Genomic DNA, 17,426 nt, shown 5'->3' with positions numbered 1-17,426 from the left:
TTCAGCGGCCGGCGGCATAGGCTTGCATCAGACGCGGCGTCGCGGCCGCACGCAAGAGGCCGTCGGGGCTCTTCTCGGCCGCGGTGAGGCGGCCGATCGTCCAGGCCGGGGAGCGTTCCAGCGCGTGGCCGCGCGCGACGAGATTGGTCAGGACCGCCTCGCCGATGCTTTCCTCCACCGCCAGATGCCCGGGCTTGGCTTCGCGCGGGTAGAAGGTCGAGGGGAAATGCTGGGTGTGGAACAGCGGCAGGTCGATCGCTTCCTGAAGGTTCAGGCCATGGTGCACCCGGCGCAGGAACAGCCCGAGCTGCCACTGCTCCTGCTGGTCTCCGCCCGGGGTGCCGAAGACGAGGCGCGGCTCGCCGTTCTCGAAGGCGAGCGACGGCGTCAGCGTCGTGCGCGGACGCTTGAAGGGGGCGAGCGAGGAGGGCAGCCCCTCCTCAAGGAAGAAGGCCTGGGCCCGCGAGTTGAGCGGGAAGCCGAGCGCGGGGATCACCGGCGAGGACTGCAGCCAGCCGCCCGAGGGCGTCGCCGCGATCATGTTGCCCCACTTGTCGATGACGTCGATATGGACGGTGTCGCCACGCCGGCCGGCCGCGACCATCGAGGCCATCGTCGGTTCGCCGACCGTGGCGCCGCCCGCACCTGCCTGGCCGGCATAGCGCACCCCAGCCATGGCGCGGGCGACCTGGTCTTCGAAGCCGGGGATCACGCCCGGTCGCAATTCGTGCGAGGCCTTGTCGCTGATCAGGTTGCGCCGCCCGCGCGCATAATCTTCAGAGAGCAGCGTCGCCAGTGGCACCTTCACGAAATCCGGGTCGCCGTAATAGGCTTCGCGGTCGGCGAAGGCGAGCTTCATCGCCTCGGCGACATGATGCACGAAGGCCGCGCTGTCGGGGCCCATTCCGGCGATGTCGATGCCTTCCAGGATCTTCAGCGTCTGCAGGAAAACCGGGCCCTGGCCCCAGGGGCCGATCTTGAAGATCTCCCAGCCGTGATAGGTCACGCTGGCCGGCGTCTCATAGGTTGGCTGCCAGCGCGCCATGTCGTCGGCGGTCAGCAGCCCCTTGTGACGGCGCCCGGAGGAATCGATCGCCTCCGTCGTGCGGCAGAACGTATCGATGGCCTCGGCGACGAAGCCCTTGTACCAGGCGTCGTAAGCCGCCTGGATCTGCTTCTCGCGGCTGCCGCCGGCGGCCTCAGCCTCGGCGAGGATGCGCTTGTAGGTGTCGGCAGCCGCCTGGTTCCTAAACAGGGCCTTGGCCTTGGGCACCTGCCCGCCCGGCAGGTAGACCTCGCCCGAGGTCGGCCATTCATCGGTGAAGAGGTCGGTCAGGCCGGCGATCGTATCCGAGACACGCGGCAGCATCGGATGGCCGTTCTCGAAGTAGCCGATCGCGGGTTCGAGCACCTCGCGCAGCGGCAGGCGGCCATGGTCGCGCAGCAGGGTCATCCAGCCGCCGAAGGCGCCCGGCACGACGGCGGTGAGCAGGCCGGAGCCGGGCACGAGGTCAAGGCCGAGCGCCTTGAAGGCCTCGCTGGTCGCCGCCTGCGGCGCGGTGCCTTGCCCGCAGATGACCTCGACCTTCTTCGTTGCCGCCGAATAGAACACTGCCGGCATTTCTCCTGCGGGCCCGACGAGATGCGGTTCGACGACCTGCAGCACGAAGGCGGCGGCCGCGCAGGCGTCAAAGGCGTTGCCGCCCTTCTCCAGCATGGCCATGCCCGTCGCCGTGGCGAGCCAATGCGTCGAGGTGCAGACACCGAAGGTGCCGAGAATTTCCGGGCGGGTGGTGAACATGAGGCGGTATTCCTTGGGCCAGCAGGGCTGGGAACGAGAAAGGGCCGGCAATCCAGGCAGGCTGCATGGCAACGCCGACCCCGAAGCCTTCGGAAGGACACCGAACTCTACGACGGATTTCGGCACTCCGTTGCGTTGCCTCCGGAATGACCGGCGCGCGACAGGAGCAGTTCAACTCTCCTTCGGGTCCAGAACATCGCGCAGGCCGTCGCCGAGAAGGTTGAAGCCGAGCACGGCGAGGAAGATGCAGATGCCGGGCGCGATCGACATCCAAGGCGCCTGGTCCATGAAGTTCTTGGCGACGTTCAGCATCTGGCCCCAGGAGGGGGCTGGCGGCTGCTGACCGAGGCCGAGGAAGGACAGTGCCGCCTCGAGAATGATCGCCTGAGCCATGAACAGCGTCGACTGCACGACGATCGGCGACAGGATGTTGGGCAGGATGTGGCGGAGGACGATCCTGAGGTCGCGCGCGCCGACGGCCCGCGCGCCCTCGACGAAATCCTCGGCCTTGACGCTGAGCACCTGCCCGCGCACGAGCCGCACGAAGATCGGCACCGCCGAGAGGCCGATCGCGATCATCGCGTTCGTCAGCGACGGGCCGAGCACGGCGGCGAAGGCGATCGCCAGGATCAGGAAGGGGCAGGCGAGCATGGCCTCGGTGACGCGCGAGACCGAGGCGTCCACCCAGCCGCCATACCAGCCGGCGAGCAGCCCGAACGGAACGCCGATCGCGAGCGCGATCAGCACCGAGATGATGCCCGCCAGCAGTGAGGCCTGCGCGCCGAAGAAGAGCCGCGACAGCTGGTCTCGCCCGAGTTCGTCCGTGCCGAACCAGTAGAGCTCCGAGGGCGGCTTGCGGATGGCGAGGAAGTTGGACTTGATCGGATCGGCCAGCGGCAGCATCGGCGCGAGCACCGCCATCAGCACGAAGACGAGCACGATCGCGCCGCCGATCAGCGCGGAGCGGTTTCGGAGAAGCCGCGCCAGAACGCTGGGCCGCGAACGGAGGGTCGGTTCGGCCGGCCCGGTCAGGGCTCCTGATCCCGTTGCCGCCATCACTGAACCCTCAAACGCGGATTGACGAGGATGTAGAGCACATCGGCCAGCAGGTTCATCAAGATGAAGCCGATCGCCGTGCACAGCACCACGCCTTGCACCACGCCGTAGTCGCGGTTGAAGACCGCGTCGACGATCAGCTTGCCGAAGCCGGGTATCGTGAAGATCTGTTCGGTCAGGACGGCGCCGGCGAGCAATTCCCCGAAGAGGATCGTCGTCAGCGTGATGATCGGCACCAGTGCGTTGCGCAGTGCGTGCCGGTTCACCACCGCATCCTCGTCGAGCCCCTTCGCGCGAGCGGTACGGACATAATCCGACCTCAGCACCTCGAGCATGGCCGAGCGGGTGTGCCGCATCAGGAAGGCGGCAAGCCCCGAGCCCAGGACGAACGCTGGCATGATCAGCCGCTCGATCGCCCCCTTCGGGTCGCTGAAGAAAGGCTCATAGCCCGAGGCCGGCAGCCATTTCAGTTCGACCGAGATGACCAGGATCAGCATGATCCCGAGCCAGAAATTCGGGATCGAAAGCCCCGACAGCGCCAGGGCGCTCGTCGAATAGTCAATGATCGTATCCTTGCGTCGGGCCGCAAGGATACCGGCGGGGATGCCGATGCCGATGGCGACGATGATCGATGCGATCGCGAGTTGCAGCGTCACCGGCAGCTTCTGCAGGATCAGCGCGAGCACCGGCTCTCCCGTCCGCAGCGAGCGGCCGAAATCGCCCTGCACGACCTGCCCGAGCCAGGCGAAGAACTGGACCACGATCGGGTCGTCCATCCGGTAGATCTCGCGCAGCCGTGCGATCACTTCGGGATCGCGTTCCTCGCCGGCGATGACCAGAAACGGATCGCCCGGCAGCGCGCGCTGCAGGGCGAACACGAAGAGCGATACCAAAAACAGCGTCGGCAGGGCGATCAGGGCCCGACGGCCGATCAGGGCGAGCATGGCAACCTCGGAAACACGTCGGCGCCCCGGACACGGCGAAGCGGAGATCCGGGATCCATCATTGAACTCAGTGGCTCCCGATGGATTCCGGGTCGACCTTCGGCCGCCCGGAATGAGGCCATCGTCGGAGCCAGGAGAAGCCGGTGCTTCAAGAGCGCTTCATCCCGGCCAGCCGGATCATGCCGTCCGGGCTGATCACGAAGCCGCTGATGTTCGAGCGCATCGCGAAGAAGACCGTCTCGTTGTACAGGTAGATCAACGGCAGCTCGTCCTGCAGGATCACCTGCGCGGCGTCGTAGAGCTTCTTGCGCTCGGCGGGATCGTAGATCGTCCGTGCCTGATCGAGCAGGCGGTCGACCTCGGCATTGGAATACTTGCCGTCGTTCTGGTTGCCCTTGGTGGTGACGAACTGGTGCAGGTTCCCGTCCGGGTCGCTGCGGCCGGACCAGCCGACGCGGCTGAGCTGGAACTTGCCCTGCTGCTGGTCGCGCAGCTGGCTGGCGAACTCGGTCGACTTGATCTGGACGTCGATGCCGGCCTCCGCGGCCATGGCCTGGATCACCTGGCCGATCTGGGCGTGGACGGGGTTGTTGGTGATGAAGACCTCAACCGAGACCTTGCTGTGTCCTGCTTCCTTGAGCAGGGCCTTGGCCTTCGCGACATCGCGTGCCGGCACTGGGAAGGCCGCGCTGACATAGGGGCTGGTCGGCGGGAAGGGCTGCACGACCGGCGCGTAGAGCCCGTCGAACACGACCTGTGTGAGCACCTTGCGGTCGATCGACAGCGAGAGCGCCTGCCGCACACGCTTGTCCTTGCCCATCGGCTGGTTGGCGGCCTCCCCATGGGCGGTGTTCACGGTGATGCCCTGATAGCCGAGATTGGGCATCGGCTCGACCTTGAGGGTCTTGTCGGCCTGCGCGGACTTCACGTCCGTCGCCGCCAGCCGCTCGATCATGTCGAGCTCGCCGGCACGCAGATTGGCGAGGCGCACGGTGGTGTCGGGAATCGAGCGGTAGAGCACCCGATCGAAATGATAGTTCTGCGCCTCCCAGTGCTCCTTGAAGCGCTCCAGCACGATGCGGTCGTTCTGGACCCGCTCGACGAACTTGTAGGGACCCGAGCAGACCGGCTTGGCTGCGACGTCGCTCGCGAGGCTCTTCGGGGCCAGCATCATGCCGGCCCGGTCGGTAAGCTGCGCCAGAAGCGTCGCATCGGGGCGCTTGAGCTTCAGGACGAGTGTGGAGGCATCCGGAGCCTCGACGCTGTCGACTGAGGCGAGTTCGGACTTGCGCAGTGAATCGGGCAGGGTGCGGGCGCGTTCGAGATTGGCCTTGGCAGCCTCGGCATTGAAGGGCTCACCATCGTGGAACTTGGCGTCGGTGCGCAGTTTCATGGTGAGCGTCAGCCCGTCGGCCGAGAACGACCACTCGGTTGCCAGCCGGGGCGTGAGTTTCAAATCCGGGGTGATGTCGAGCAGCTTGTCGCAAAGCCCCTTGAAGACAATGCGGCCGACGAAGGTGCGTGCCTTGTGCGGATCGAGCATGTCCGGGTCTTCCTGCAGGCCGATGCGCAGGGTCGATGGAGCCTGCGCGACCGCGGGCAATGCGGCCAGCGACAGGAACGTGGCCGAGGCCAGGACGGTAAGCAGCTTCATCGGATGTCCCCTTTTGTGATTGCGGTGACGATCGCGGAGGATCGTCCCGATTGGTACCAGCCTGATGCAAAATCGACGTGGCGTCGATGGAGGATTATGCCGGCGTCCACTTCTTCCTGCATGCCGTAGCGGTGCGCATCTGCATGCAAGTCGGCTGCCAGCCGCGAAGCCGGATCGCGGCAGGGCCATGCACGAGCCTCGGTCGCCTTGACGGCGGCGGCTGGCTACAAGACCACAGGGATCCAAGCGCTCATGTGAGGCGCGGGAAGGGAGTGCCTCGATGCTGCTGGGTGTGATTGCCGACGACATGACGGGCGCGACGGATGTCGCGTTGATGCTAAACCGGAGCGGCATGCGGACGGTCCAGCTCATCGGCGCTCCACGTCCGGGGCAGGCACTGCCGGAGGCGGATGCCGTCGTCGTAGCGCTGAAGTCGCGGACGAACCCGGTGACGGAGGCCGTGGCGGATTCGCTGGCCGCCTGCGAGGCGCTTCTGGCTGCCGGCGCGAAGCAGATCCTGTTCAAATACTGCTCGACCTTCGATTCGACGCCATCCGGCAACATCGGCCCGGTTGCCGACGCCTTGGCGCAGCGGCTGGGCGCCGGCATCGCCATCGTCTGCCCGGCTTTTCCGGCGAATGGCCGCTCGATCTACCAGGGCTACCTCTTCGTCGGCGCCGTGCCGCTCCATGAGAGCTCGATGAAGGACCACCCGCTGACGCCGATGCGGGATTCCAGCCTGCTGCGCCTCATGGGCGGCCAGACCAAGGCGGCGGTCGGGCTCGTCGATTACGCGACCGTCCTCGCCGGGGCCGACGCGGTGAAGGCGCGTTTCGCCAAACTGACCGGGGAGGGCGTGCGTTACGTCGTCACCGATGCGCTGACCAATGCCGACCTCATGGTGCTGGGCGAGGCGGTCGCCGGCCATGTGCTGCTGACCGGCGGCTCCGGCATCGCGATGGGACTGCCGCAGAACTTCCGCAAGGCCGGCCTGCTGCCGGATCGTGAGATCGCCGCGAGCCTGAACGCGCCCGAGGGGCGTGCCGGCATCATCTCCGGCAGTTGCTCGACCGCGACGCGCGGGCAGATCAAGGCTGCCACCGCGGCTGGCTATCCGGCGCTCAAGGTCGATCCGATGGCCCTGGTGTCGGGCGAGCAGGACGCCGGCAAGCTCGCCGCATGGGCGCTCGCGCAGTCTCCCGACAAGCCCTTCCTGCTCTATTCCAGCGACGATCCCATGGAGGTCGCGGCCATTCAGGACAAGCTCGGCCGCGAGAAGGCGGGCGAGACGGTCGAGCACGCCTTCGCCCAGACGGCCGCTCTGTTGGCGAAGAAGGGCGTATCGCGCCTTCTGGTGGCGGGCGGCGAGACGTCGGGCGCGGTCGTGCAGGGGCTCGGCATCGGCATGCTCGAGATCGGCCCGGAGATCGATCCGGGCGTGCCCTGGACGCGCGTCGCCGATGGTCAGGACATGGTGATTGCTCTCAAATCGGGCAATTTCGGTGCACCCGACTTCTTCATCAAGGCATGGACCCTGCTGCGCTGAAGCGCCGTGCGACCAAGGCCGGGCTTGTGTAGGATGTCCGGCAGGGCATGATGCATCTCCTGGAGGGCCGGATGGACATGGCGTTTCTCGGCGATCTGTTGACCAATGTGGCTGGCCGCGGCCGGGCGCTGATCGGCTTCGAGCGCTTCATGGGACAGCGCAACCGGCCGATCGACCGCCTCTGCGAGGATCTGCTCTCCGGCCGTGGCGAGGCTTCGGGCATGGCGCTGGCGCAGGGGGTGCTCGAGGCCTGGGAGCGCTTGGACCGGCCGGGCCGCCAGGCTTTCTTCGCGATGCTGCAGGAACGCTTCGGGCCGGATCATGACCGGCTCGGCAAGGCGATCGACGCCTATCGCAAGGATCCGAGCGCGGCCGCCATCTCGGCCCTGCATCTGGCTTCTGAGCCCCGCCGGCAGGAGCTTCTGCGCCGGCTCAATCTCGCGCCAGGCGGCACCCATGTGCTCGTGCGTATGCGCGAGGCGCTGTTCGAGGCGATGGAGAGCGACCGCGATCTGATCAGCGTCGACGCCGATTTCCGCCACCTGTTCAGCTCGTGGTTCAATCGCGGCTTCCTCGTCCTGCGCCGCATCGACTGGCGCAGCCCCGCCAACGTGCTGGAGAAGATCATCCGCTACGAGGCGGTGCACGAAATCCAGGGCTGGGACGATCTGCGCCGCCGGCTCGAGCCGGCCGACCGGCGCTGCTTCGCCTTTTTCCATCCGCAACTGATCGATGAGCCGCTGATCTTCGTCGAGGTCGCTCTGACCAGCGAGATTCCGCGCAGCATCGGCGAGGTGCTGAGTGGAGAGCGCGAGGTGCTGCCTGCCCAGGCGGCAACGACGGCGGTGTTCTATTCGATCTCGAACTGCCAGGAGGGACTGCGCGGCATCTCTTTCGGCAACTTCCTGATCAAGCAGGTCGCGGAAGATTTGAAGCGCGAATTGCCGGGGCTCGACACCTTCGTCACGCTCTCGCCCGTGCCGGGCTTTGCGCGCTGGCTGGACGGCATCGTCGCCGATCCGGCCGAGCTCGCGCTCACGAATGAGGAACGTTCGGAGATCGGCCGCCCGGCCGTCGAGGCGATCTCGCTCGACGCGCCGGCCAAGGCCCGCCGCGACAAGCTGCTCGGCCAGATGGCGGCACAATATCTGCTGCGCGCCCGCACCAATTCCGGCCGTGTCATCGACCCGGTCGCCCGCTTCCATCTCGGCAATGGGGCGCGGCTCGAGCGCATCAACGTCGCCGGCAACATGTCGGCGCGGGGCCTGCGCGAGTCGCATGGCGTGATGGTCAATTACCGCTACGATCTCGACGACATCGAGACTAACCACGAGGCCTTCGCCACCCGCAACACGGTGGTCGCCTCCTCCGGCGTGCGCAAGCTGCTGCGGCCGGCGACAGCCTGAGCGAACGGCTCACGGAAACGCCTGAAAGGACCCGAAATCATGGGCAATCACCTGTTCGACCTCGTTCGCTCGCGCATGCCGGCGCCCGACGCGCCCTTCGCGCTGCTCGATGACGGCCGGCGCTATTCCTATGCCGACATGGTCGATGCCTCGGCCCGCTTCGCCAACGCGCTGGTTTCGCTGGGCGTGAAGCCGGGCGATCGCGTCGCTGTTCAGGTCGAGAAGTCGATCGAGGCGCTGATGCTCTACCTTGGCGCTGTCCGCGCCGGCGCGATCTTCCTGCCGCTGAACACTGCCTATACCCCAGCCGAGATCGAGTATTTTCTCGGCGACGCCGAACCTGGCATCTTCGTCTGCGACCCCGCGAAGGCAGAGGCGCTGAAGCCGTACGCCGAGAAGGCGGGCGCGAAGCTCGAGACGCTTGGCGTCGGGACCGGCTCGCTTCTCGACAAGGCGCAGGCTGCCTCGACCGCTTTCGCCGATGTCGCGCGCGGTCCGGACGACCTTGCCGCGATCCTCTACACCTCCGGCACGACCGGGCGCTCCAAGGGCGCAATGCTGTCGCATGACAACCTCGCCTCGAACGCGCTGGCGCTGGTCGATTACTGGCGCTTCTCGAAGGATGACGTGCTGCTGCACGCGCTGCCGATCTTCCACACCCACGGGCTCTTCGTCGCGACGAACTGCGTGCTGTTCTCCGGCGCCTCGCTGATCCTGCTGCCGAAATTCGATCCGGAGCAAATCTTCAAGTATCTGCCCCAGGCGACCTGCATGATGGGCGTGCCGACCTTCTATGTCCGCCTTCTCCAGGATGCGCGGCTGACGAAGGAGGCGACGAGGCACATGCGGCTCTTCGTCTCCGGCTCGGCGCCGCTGCTGGCCGACACGCATCGCGACTGGCGCGAGCGCACCGGCCACGCCATCCTCGAGCGCTACGGCATGACCGAGACCAACATGAACACCTCGAACCCCTATGAGGGCGAGCGTGTCGCGGGCACGGTCGGCTTCCCGCTGCCGGGTGTGTCGGCGCGCGTCGTTGATCCCGAGAGCGGCAAGGCGCTCGGCGCCGACGAGATCGGCATGATCGAGGTGAAGGGCCCCAACGTCTTCAAGGGCTATTGGCGCAATCCCGAGAAGACGGCCGCCGAGTTCAAGCCGGACGGCTTCTTCATCACCGGCGACCTCGGCAAGATCGATGGTGCCGGCTATGTCCACATCGTCGGGCGCGGCAAGGACCTCATCATCACCGGTGGCTACAACGTCTATCCCAAGGAGGTCGAGACCGAGATCGACGAGATGCCGGGCGTGATCGAGAGCGCCGTGATCGGCTGCCCGCATCCCGATTTTGGCGAGGGCGTCACCGCCGTCGTGGTGGTGAAGCCCGGTGCGACGATCACCGCGCAGTCGATCGCTGCTTCGCTTGAGCAGCGCCTTGCCAAATTCAAGCTGCCCAAGCAGGTCTTCATCGTGCCGGACCTGCCGCGCAACACCATGGGCAAGGTCCAGAAGAACCTGCTGCGCGACACCTACAAGGATATCTACGCGCCGCGGATGAAGGCGGGGGAGTAGGCGGCCTTCAGCCGATCGTCACGACCTCGCCGTCCAGGGGAATCCTCAGACGATCGGGGCCGATGCCGGCCTTTGCAGCGTGGTCGCGCAGCGCGTCTCGGCTGACCGTGCAATGGTCGAGCGCTTCCAGATGCGTCGCGACCACCGTGGCGCGCGGCGCCGCGCGCGCGAGATCGACGGTCTGCTGTGCGTCCATGATGATCAGCGTGCCGTCCCAGAGCGCGCCGCCCGAATGCGTCACGATGACGTCCGGATCGGCGGCGGCGACCGCTGCGGCGAGCGGCGGGTAGAGCACGCTGTCCCCGCACCAGTAGAGCGTCGGCTCGCCTGCGGCCTGCAGGCTGAAGCCCATGACCGGCCCCATCGTCTCGACCACCGATCCGGTGCCGTGCTGGGCCGGCTGCGGCTCGATGACGATCGTGCCGAGGCGCAGTGGCGCTTCAAGCGGCGTAACCGACCCGAACCCCGAGGATCGGATGGCCAGCTCATTCCCTGGTTGGCAGATCAGGGGGACGTCCTTGGGCAAGCTGGCCTTGGCGACGTCGTCAAAATGATCGGCGTGCAGATGCGAGACGATGACGAGGTCGACACCGGCGACGATCTCCTCGACCGGCGATGGCAGCGGCACCATCGGGTTCGGCGCGCGGCCGGTGAACGAGCGGCGGCTGAACCGTTCGCCGAAATCGGGATCGATCAGGAACGTCATGCCGGCATAGCGCAGCTTGAGTGTGGCGTTGCGGACGAGCTGGAGTTGCATATTCGTGTCGATCTCTCGAGGGGTGTGCGATCTTGCGATTCCTCCCGTCACCGCACCAATTCGAAATTGTGGACATTGCCGCTCGCGCGCGTGGCGTTTCATTCCGTCCATTCCGTGCCGAAACGTCATGTCGACGCGGTGCATTGTTGAAACGATGCGTTCTTTGAGGTGAGATCGCCCGGTGAATCGCTTCGGCGGGCCGTGCGTGGGGGAAGGGACTATGGCTGAACTGGGAATCGTATCGGACAGAGCGCCGATGACGATTTCGCCCCATGTGGCTCAGAACATCGACAGAATCCTCCAGGCCGTACGCAGCCATCTCAAGATGGACGTCGCCTTCGTGTCCGAATTCCTCGGCAAGAACCGGATCTTCAGGAACGTCGATTCCACCAGCCGGAACTTCCCGCTCAAGGCCGGCGACGTCATCCCGATGGCGGCAGGCTATTGTCAGCATGTCGTCTCCGGCCGGTTGCCGGAACTGATCCCCGATACCGACGCGGTCGCCTTCGCGCGGCAAATTCCCGAGACGCAGTCGATCCCGATCGGAGCTCATCTCAGCGTGCCGATCGGGCTAGATGACGGGCACGTCTTCGGCACCTTCTGTTGCTTCAGCCATGCAGCCAATCTCGATCTGAAGGAGCGCGATCTTGAGATGCTGCGCACGTTCGGCCGGGTTGTGGCGAACGACATCGCGGTCGATCTCAAGGCGGATCGCGAGCGCAGGGAGACGATCGAGCGCATCGACGCCGCCATCGAGGCCGGCGACCCGCACATCGTCTTCCAGCCGATCGTCAGGTTGACGGACCTGTCGGTGGCCGGCGTGGAATGCCTGGCCCGCTTCGATCAGGAACCAGTGCGTTCCCCGGACAAGTGGTTCGCCAGCGCGCATGCCGTCGGCATGGGCGAACTGCTGGAGCTGCTGGCGGTGCGCAAGGCGCTCGAAGCCGCAGCCGCGCTGCCCGCCGACCATGTGATCGGCATCAACATCTCGCCGCTGACACTGATTGGCGGCAATGTCGCGGAGGCGCTCTCCGGCTTCGATCCGCAGCGCATCGTCATCGAGATCACCGAGCACACGCCGATCGAGGACTACGACGCAATCCTGCATGCGCTTGCGCCGCTGCGGCAGATGGGCATCCGCGTCGCCATCGACGATGCGGGCGCCGGTTACTCCAGCCTCAGGCACATTCTCGCGATGCGGCCTGACGTCATCAAATTCGACGTCAGCCTGACCCGCAACGTCGACAGCGACCCGGTTCGCAAGGCCATGGCGGCGGCGCTGGTCGAGTTCGCCAGGCGAACCGGAACCGAGGTCGTCGCCGAAGGCGTCGAGACCCAGGCCGAGTTCGACGCCCTGCGCAGCCTGAAATTCGACAAGGCGCAGGGCTATTTCCTGGGCAGACCCCGGGCTTTGCGGGAACTCCTAGCCGATCTGGGCCTGAAGCCGCCTCGCTGCTAGCCCGCCTTGTGCAGCCGGGCCAGCTGGAAGCGCGCCACATCGGCGAGCAGCTCGACAAAGCCCTTTACCTGCAGCGCGGCGGTCGCCTTGCCCTTCTCCGCCGTGGCGAGGGAAGCGTCGCCGGCCGCGCCCGAGCCGTGAACGTCCTGGGCCATCCAGGCCATCGCGTGCAGCCCGGTCGGGCGCAGCCATTTGTAGCCCTCCGTCGCCATCTCGACTGTCAGCGGGTTGAAGGGCGCGGCCTTGCTCATATCGACGAGGTCGGGCCGGAAGTGCAGCATCAGCGAGGTCTCGATGTCGCCGGCATGGATGCCGTGGTTGGCGTCGAGGTCGGCGAAGACGCCAGGGGGCAGGCCGAAGGCGCGCCAGGCCGTGGTCACGGCGAGCATGCCATGGCGAACGCGCAGTTCGCGCGCCACGACCTTCATCGGGTCGACATTGCCGCCATGCGAGGTCACGATCACGAGCTTGCGCAGGCCGGCGCGCTTGACGCTCTCGCCGATCTCGATCCAGCCCTGCGTCGCGCTCTCCCAGGAGAGCGTGAGCGTCCCCGGTGAATGCAGATGCTCGTTCGACTTGCAGATGGCCTGCGTCGGCAGCACCAGCACGTCGAGGCTCTCCGGCACCAGCGGCATGGCCTCCGCCAGCATGGCGTTCATGATCGTCGTATCGACCGAGACCGGCAGATGCGGGCCATGCTGTTCGATCGCGGCCAGCGGCAGCACCGCGATGGTGCTGTCGGCGGAAAGCCCGGAAAAGTCGGTGGTCTTCAGATCGCCCCAGAAGCGCGCGCTCATCGTCTCATGATCCCTGCATCGTCGTGGCCGTCATCCTAGAGCATCGACAGTCGGAATTGATGCTGCTCCAGCCGGATCGCCTGTGGGCAAGCCGCCATCCCCTCCGGGCGCCGACCCCATTGCGGTTTCGGTGACCTGCGGCACATGGCATACATGTTGCTCGCTCGCGGCTGAAGGCGTTCGCCGGACAGCTACAGGGAGGCCACAAGCATGACGATGACGAAATATCGCCTGACGCGCCGCGGGGCGCTCGGCCTGATCGGCGGCTCAGCGTTGGTGGCCGTCCCCGGCGCTCGCGTCAGCGCCCAGACCCTCGACAAGGTCTCCTACCAGACCAACTGGCGCGCCCAGGCCGAGCACGGCGGCTTCTATCTCGCCGCCGCCAACGGCATCTACAAGAAGTACGGCATCGATGCCGAGATCCGTCCGGGCGGGCCGCAGCAGAACCCCTCGCAGCTCCTGCTCGGTGGCCGCGTCGACATGATCATGTCGAACGCCTTCGAGGCGATCCGCTACGCTCAGGAAGACATCCCCTTCCTCTGCATCGCCTCGATCTTCCAGAAGGATCCGCAGGTCATCATCTCGCACCCCGGCGTCGGCAACGATTCGCTTGCCGCGCTCAAGGGCAAGCCGATCCTGGTCGGAGCCGCCGGCCGCAACAGCTACTGGCCGTTCCTGAAGGCGAAGTTCGGCTACACCGACGAGCAGATCCGGCCCTACACCTTCAACATGGCGCCGTTCCTGGCCGACAAGACGATCTCGCAGCAGGGCTTCCTCTCGTCGGAGCCCTTCGCGATCCAGAAGCAGGGCGGCGTGACCCCGCTGGTGCATCTCATCGCCGATGCCGGCTTCGAGAACTACAACACAACGATCAACATCTCCCGGAAGATGGTCGACGAGAAGAAGGACCTGGTCCAGCGCTTCGTCACCGCCACGCTCGAGGGTTGGGCCGAGTACATGAAGGGCGGCCCCGCCGTCGCCGCCGCGAATGCGCAGATCCTGAAGGACAATCCCGACATGGATCAGGAGAAGATCGATTATGCGGTCAAGGTGATGAACGAGAAGGGGATCGTGCTTTCTGGCGACGCCCTGACGCTCGGCATCGGCGCCATGACCGATGCGCGGTGGGCGAGCTTCTACAAGACGATGACCGATGCCGGCGTCTTCCCCGCGGGGGTCGATGTCAAGAAGGCGTATAGCCTGGAGTTCATCAACAAGGGCGTCGGCAAGGCTTGAGCTCCCGTCTCGGGCTCGGCCCGAGCCTCTTCTGCACGAGATTCTCGGGTCTGCGCTTGGCTGGCCCGAGAACGACGTTTGAGTATCGAAAACAACGGATCATCAGGCTTTGGACACGGCCTATCTGAGCAGACCCCATGAGGATGCGGCCGAGGGCGGCAAGCCACTCGTCAGCATCCGCCACGTCTCGAAGCAGTTCGGCAACGGCACGCTTGCCGTCAGGGACGTGAACCTCAATCTCGGGCAGGGGCAGTTCATCTCGCTGCTCGGCCCCTCCGGCTGCGGAAAATCGACGCTGCTGCGGATGATCGCGGGGCTCGGCGCGCCGTCCGCGGGCACGATCGAATGGCCGACGACCGGCCATGATGCGAGCGGCGAGCCGGAGCGCGACCTCGGCTTCGTCTTCCAGGACCCGACGCTGATGCCCTGGGCGACGGCGCTCGCCAACGTCATGATGCCGCTGACGCTGAAGGGCGTCCGCAAGAGCGAGGCGCGCGAGCGCGCTGCCGCGATGCTGGCGCTGGTCGGCCTGGCCGGCTTCGAGAAATCCTATCCCCGAGAACTCTCGGGCGGCATGAAGATGCGCGTCTCGATCGCGCGCGGGCTGGTGCTGCGGCCCAAGATCCTGCTGATGGACGAGCCCTTTGCCGCGCTCGACGAAATCACCCGCCATCGCCTCAACGACGATCTGCTCGAACTGTGGTGGAAGGAGAAGTTCACGGCCGTCTTCGTCACCCATTCGGTCTTCGAGTCGGTCTATCTCTCGAAGCGGATCGTGGTGATGGCGGCACGTCCGGGGCGCGTCATGGCAGATCTCGATGTGGACGCACCTTATCCGCGCGACGATCTGTTCCGCACCTCGCCCGAATACGCACATCTCTGCCGCGTCGTCTCGGGCAAGCTGAAGGAGGCGATCGGCTCATGAGCGCGCCCGCATTCGACACGCCCGCACCGGCTCATGACGGCACCGACGCCGAGGCGCGACCGGTCTTCGCGACCGAGAGGCGGGTGCTGGGCCTGCCGGCCAGCGCCTGGCCGCGCCTGCTCGCGCCGATCGTAATCGGCGTGCTGGCGCTGGCGCTCTGGGAACTGGCCGTGCGCTGGAACGGGATCCCGCCCTATATCCTGCCCGGCCCGCTCCTGATCGGCCAGACGCTGGTGGCCGACTGGGGCACGCTTTCCGGCTCGCTCTGGATCACGCTGCGGATCACCTTCATGGCGCTGGCGGCGGCCGTGATCGTCGGCGTTACGCTGGCGGTCCTCTTCACCCAGTCGAAGTGGCTGGAGATGTCGCTGTTGCCCTATGCGGTGATCCTGCAGGTGACGCCGATCGTCGCGATCGCGCCGCTGATCATCATCTGGGCCGGCGACGTCAACCTGTCGCTGCTCATCTGCGCCTGGATTGTCGCTTTCTTCCCAATCCTGTCGAACACCATCCTCGGCCTCAACTCGGCAGACCACAACCTCGTCAACCTGTTCCAGCTCTATGGCGCGACCCGCTGGCAGACCATGCGTTATCTCAAGCTGCCGGCGGCCTTGCCCTATTTCCTGGCGGGGTTGAAGATCTCCGGCGGTCTCGCGCTGATCGGCGCGGTGGTCGCCGAGTTCGTCGCCGGCACCGGCGGCAGCGCATCGGGGCTGGCCTATCGCATCCTCGAGGCTGGCTATCAGCTCAAGATCCCGCGCGTCTTCGCCGCGCTGCTGATGATCTCGCTGTCGGGCATCGCGATCTTCCTGGTCACGAGCTGGATTTCGCATGTGCTGTTGCGGCGCTGGCACGAGAGCGCCCTGAAGCGGGAGAATTGAGATGAGCGCTGTTCCGGAACGCCGGCCGAGGCCTGTCCAGCCCTCGCGCTACGACATCGCCGCGCTCAAGCAGGATCTCGACGGCATCGCGCTGATCGACGAGGCGCAGGTTGTGCGCAAGCGCTCGCGCGACTTCTTCTGGTATTCGCCGATCCTGAATCAGCAGCTCGCCGACAAATCTGCGGACATCATTGCGGCCCCGCGCGACGAGGCCGAGGTCGTTCGCATCGCGGCGGCCTGCGCGAGGCGCCGCATACCGCTGACCGTGCGGGCCGCGGGCACCGGCAATTACGGCCAGGCGGTGCCGCTGGAAGGCGGTGTGCTGCTCGACATCACCGGGCTCACCGCCATCGAATGGCAGAAGCCCGGCGTCGTCCGCACGGCTGCCGGTGCGCGCATGCTCGATGTTGATGTCGCGATGCGCGAAACCGGCTTCGAGCAGCGCATGCATCCCTCGACCAAGCGTAGCGCGACGGTAGGCGGCTTCGTCGCCGGCGGTTCCGGCGGCGTCGGTTCGGTGACCTATGGCGGCCTGCGCGAGCCCGGCAACATCCTGGCGGCGCGCATCGTCACGGTCGAGGAGGAGCCGCGGATCATCGAGCTGCGCGACGACGCGGCGCAGAAGGTCAACCGCGCCTATGGCACGACGGGAATCATCACGGCGCTCGAGATGCCGCTGGCGCCGGCCTGGCCCTGGATCGACGTGATCGTCGCTTTCGACGACTACATGGAAGCCTTCCAGGCCGGCTACGAGGTCGCGCTGGCCGACGGCATCGTCAAGAAGCTGGTCACGCCGATCTCATCGGAGATCACGCCCCGTTTCGGTGCGCTGAAGCCGAACTGCCCTGAAGGAAAGAGCATCCTGATCTGCATGGTCGCCGAGGGCTCGCTTGGCCCGTTCAAGGCGATCGTCGGCAAGCGTGGCACGATCACCTACGAGGCTCCTTCGGAAGAAGGGCCCGGCACGGTGCCGCTCTACGAATACACCTGGAACCACACCACGCTGCAATGGCTGAAGAGCGATCGCTCGATCACCTATCTGCAGTGTCTTTTCCCGCATGACCGCCTCGTCGACAGCGCCCGTGAGACGATCGCGACCTATGGCGACGAGCTGCTGCCGCATCACGAGTTCATCCGCTTCGGTGGCCGGGTCACGGCAAGCGCGCTGCCGATTCTGCGCTATTCGACGCCAGAGCGCCTGAACGAGATCATCGCGCAGCACGAGGCGTCCGGCGTATTCATCGCCAATCCCCATGTCGTCTCGCTGGAGGAGGGCAGCCGGCACAAGCGGGCGGATGCCGACCAGCTCGGCTTCAAGCGCGAAGTCGATCCGCGCGGCCTGCTCAACCCTGGGAAGATGGCGAGCTTCGTCGCACAGGAACAGGCGAAGTAAGC

At 66.2% G+C, this 17,426-nt stretch carries 14 protein-coding genes; 8 read left to right on the top strand and 6 right to left on the bottom strand.

What is annotated here, in order from left to right:
* Position 1: 1 nt before the first annotated feature.
* The 4 genes from VGN82_RS18625 to VGN82_RS18610 all read right to left on the bottom strand — a co-directional run bounded on the left by VGN82_RS18625 (position 2) and on the right by VGN82_RS18610 (position 5,455).
* The gene (locus tag VGN82_RS18625) at positions 2-1,801 is read right to left on the bottom strand and encodes a gamma-glutamyltransferase family protein (RefSeq protein WP_327528530.1); all 1,800 of its coding nucleotides are present in this window, start codon (positions 1,799-1,801) and stop codon (positions 2-4) included.
* Between the two features lie 171 nt (positions 1,802-1,972).
* Positions 1,973-2,857: an ABC transporter permease gene (locus VGN82_RS18620; RefSeq protein WP_327528529.1), complete on the bottom strand. Its 885-nt coding sequence runs from the start codon at positions 2,855-2,857 to the stop codon at positions 1,973-1,975.
* A complete protein-coding gene (locus VGN82_RS18615) occupies positions 2,857-3,801 on the bottom strand; it encodes an ABC transporter permease (RefSeq protein WP_327528528.1) in 945 nt (314 codons plus the stop codon). The genes VGN82_RS18620 and VGN82_RS18615 overlap by 1 nt, the downstream gene beginning before the upstream one ends.
* Positions 3,802-3,949: 148 nt before the next feature.
* On the bottom strand, positions 3,950-5,455 hold the full coding sequence (locus tag VGN82_RS18610) for an ABC transporter substrate-binding protein (RefSeq protein ID WP_327528527.1): 1,506 nt from the start codon (positions 5,453-5,455) through the stop codon (positions 3,950-3,952).
* A gap of 280 nt (positions 5,456-5,735) precedes the next feature.
* Between VGN82_RS18610 and otnK the strand changes: the two genes are divergently transcribed.
* The 3 genes from otnK to VGN82_RS18595 are packed head-to-tail and all read left to right on the top strand — an operon-like array spanning position 5,736 to position 9,976.
* Positions 5,736-7,001 (top strand): 3-oxo-tetronate kinase, encoded by a 1,266-nt coding sequence (gene otnK, locus VGN82_RS18605; protein ID WP_327528526.1) that lies wholly within the window; start codon positions 5,736-5,738, stop codon positions 6,999-7,001.
* A 47-nt stretch (positions 7,002-7,048) separates the two neighbouring features.
* On the top strand, positions 7,049-8,407 hold the full coding sequence (locus VGN82_RS18600; protein WP_327528525.1) for a malonyl-CoA decarboxylase: 1,359 nt from the start codon (positions 7,049-7,051) through the stop codon (positions 8,405-8,407).
* Between the two features lie 39 nt (positions 8,408-8,446).
* The gene (locus tag VGN82_RS18595; protein ID WP_327528524.1) at positions 8,447-9,976 is read left to right on the top strand and encodes a malonate--CoA ligase; all 1,530 of its coding nucleotides are present in this window, start codon (positions 8,447-8,449) and stop codon (positions 9,974-9,976) included.
* A gap of 7 nt (positions 9,977-9,983) precedes the next feature.
* Here VGN82_RS18595 and VGN82_RS18590 read toward each other — a convergent pair whose 3' ends face one another.
* Positions 9,984-10,733 carry an MBL fold metallo-hydrolase gene (locus VGN82_RS18590; RefSeq protein WP_327528523.1) on the bottom strand — a complete coding sequence of 250 codons (750 nt, stop codon included), beginning with the start codon at positions 10,731-10,733 and terminating at the stop codon, positions 9,984-9,986.
* Positions 10,734-10,989: 256 nt separating this feature from the next.
* On the opposite strand from VGN82_RS18590, the gene VGN82_RS18585 reads away from it, so the two are divergent.
* Complete coding sequence (locus tag VGN82_RS18585) at positions 10,990-12,192, top strand: sensor domain-containing phosphodiesterase (protein WP_327528522.1); 1,203 nt, start codon at positions 10,990-10,992, stop codon at positions 12,190-12,192.
* Here the strand turns inward: VGN82_RS18585 and VGN82_RS18580 are convergent.
* Entirely contained in the window at positions 12,189-12,989 is an 801-nt protein-coding gene (locus tag VGN82_RS18580) for a creatininase family protein (RefSeq protein ID WP_327528521.1), read from the bottom strand. The genes VGN82_RS18585 and VGN82_RS18580 overlap by 4 nt on opposite strands.
* A 210-nt stretch (positions 12,990-13,199) precedes the next feature.
* Between VGN82_RS18580 and VGN82_RS18575 the strand changes: the two genes are divergently transcribed.
* The 4 genes from VGN82_RS18575 to VGN82_RS18560 all read left to right on the top strand — a co-directional run bounded on the left by VGN82_RS18575 (position 13,200) and on the right by VGN82_RS18560 (position 17,424).
* A complete protein-coding gene (locus VGN82_RS18575; protein WP_327528520.1) occupies positions 13,200-14,225 on the top strand; it encodes an ABC transporter substrate-binding protein in 1,026 nt (341 codons plus the stop codon).
* A 109-nt stretch (positions 14,226-14,334) separates the two neighbouring features.
* Positions 14,335-15,150 (top strand): ABC transporter ATP-binding protein, encoded by an 816-nt coding sequence (locus VGN82_RS18570; protein ID WP_327528519.1) that lies wholly within the window; start codon positions 14,335-14,337, stop codon positions 15,148-15,150.
* Positions 15,147-16,031, top strand: coding sequence for an ABC transporter permease (locus tag VGN82_RS18565; protein WP_327528518.1), 885 nt, complete (start codon positions 15,147-15,149; stop codon positions 16,029-16,031). Before VGN82_RS18570 ends, VGN82_RS18565 begins: the two co-directional genes overlap by 4 nt.
* Before the next feature lies 1 nt (position 16,032).
* Complete coding sequence (locus tag VGN82_RS18560) at positions 16,033-17,424, top strand: FAD-binding oxidoreductase (RefSeq protein WP_327528517.1); 1,392 nt, start codon at positions 16,033-16,035, stop codon at positions 17,422-17,424.
* The last annotated feature ends 2 nt before the right edge of the window (positions 17,425-17,426 follow it).

The organism is Allobosea sp. (assembly GCF_035999205.1).
In the GTDB taxonomy this organism is placed as follows: Bacteria; Pseudomonadota; Alphaproteobacteria; order Rhizobiales; family Beijerinckiaceae; genus Allobosea.
Note: the sequence above shows the minus strand (reverse complement) of the source record. Positions and strands in the feature narration are given on the sequence as shown.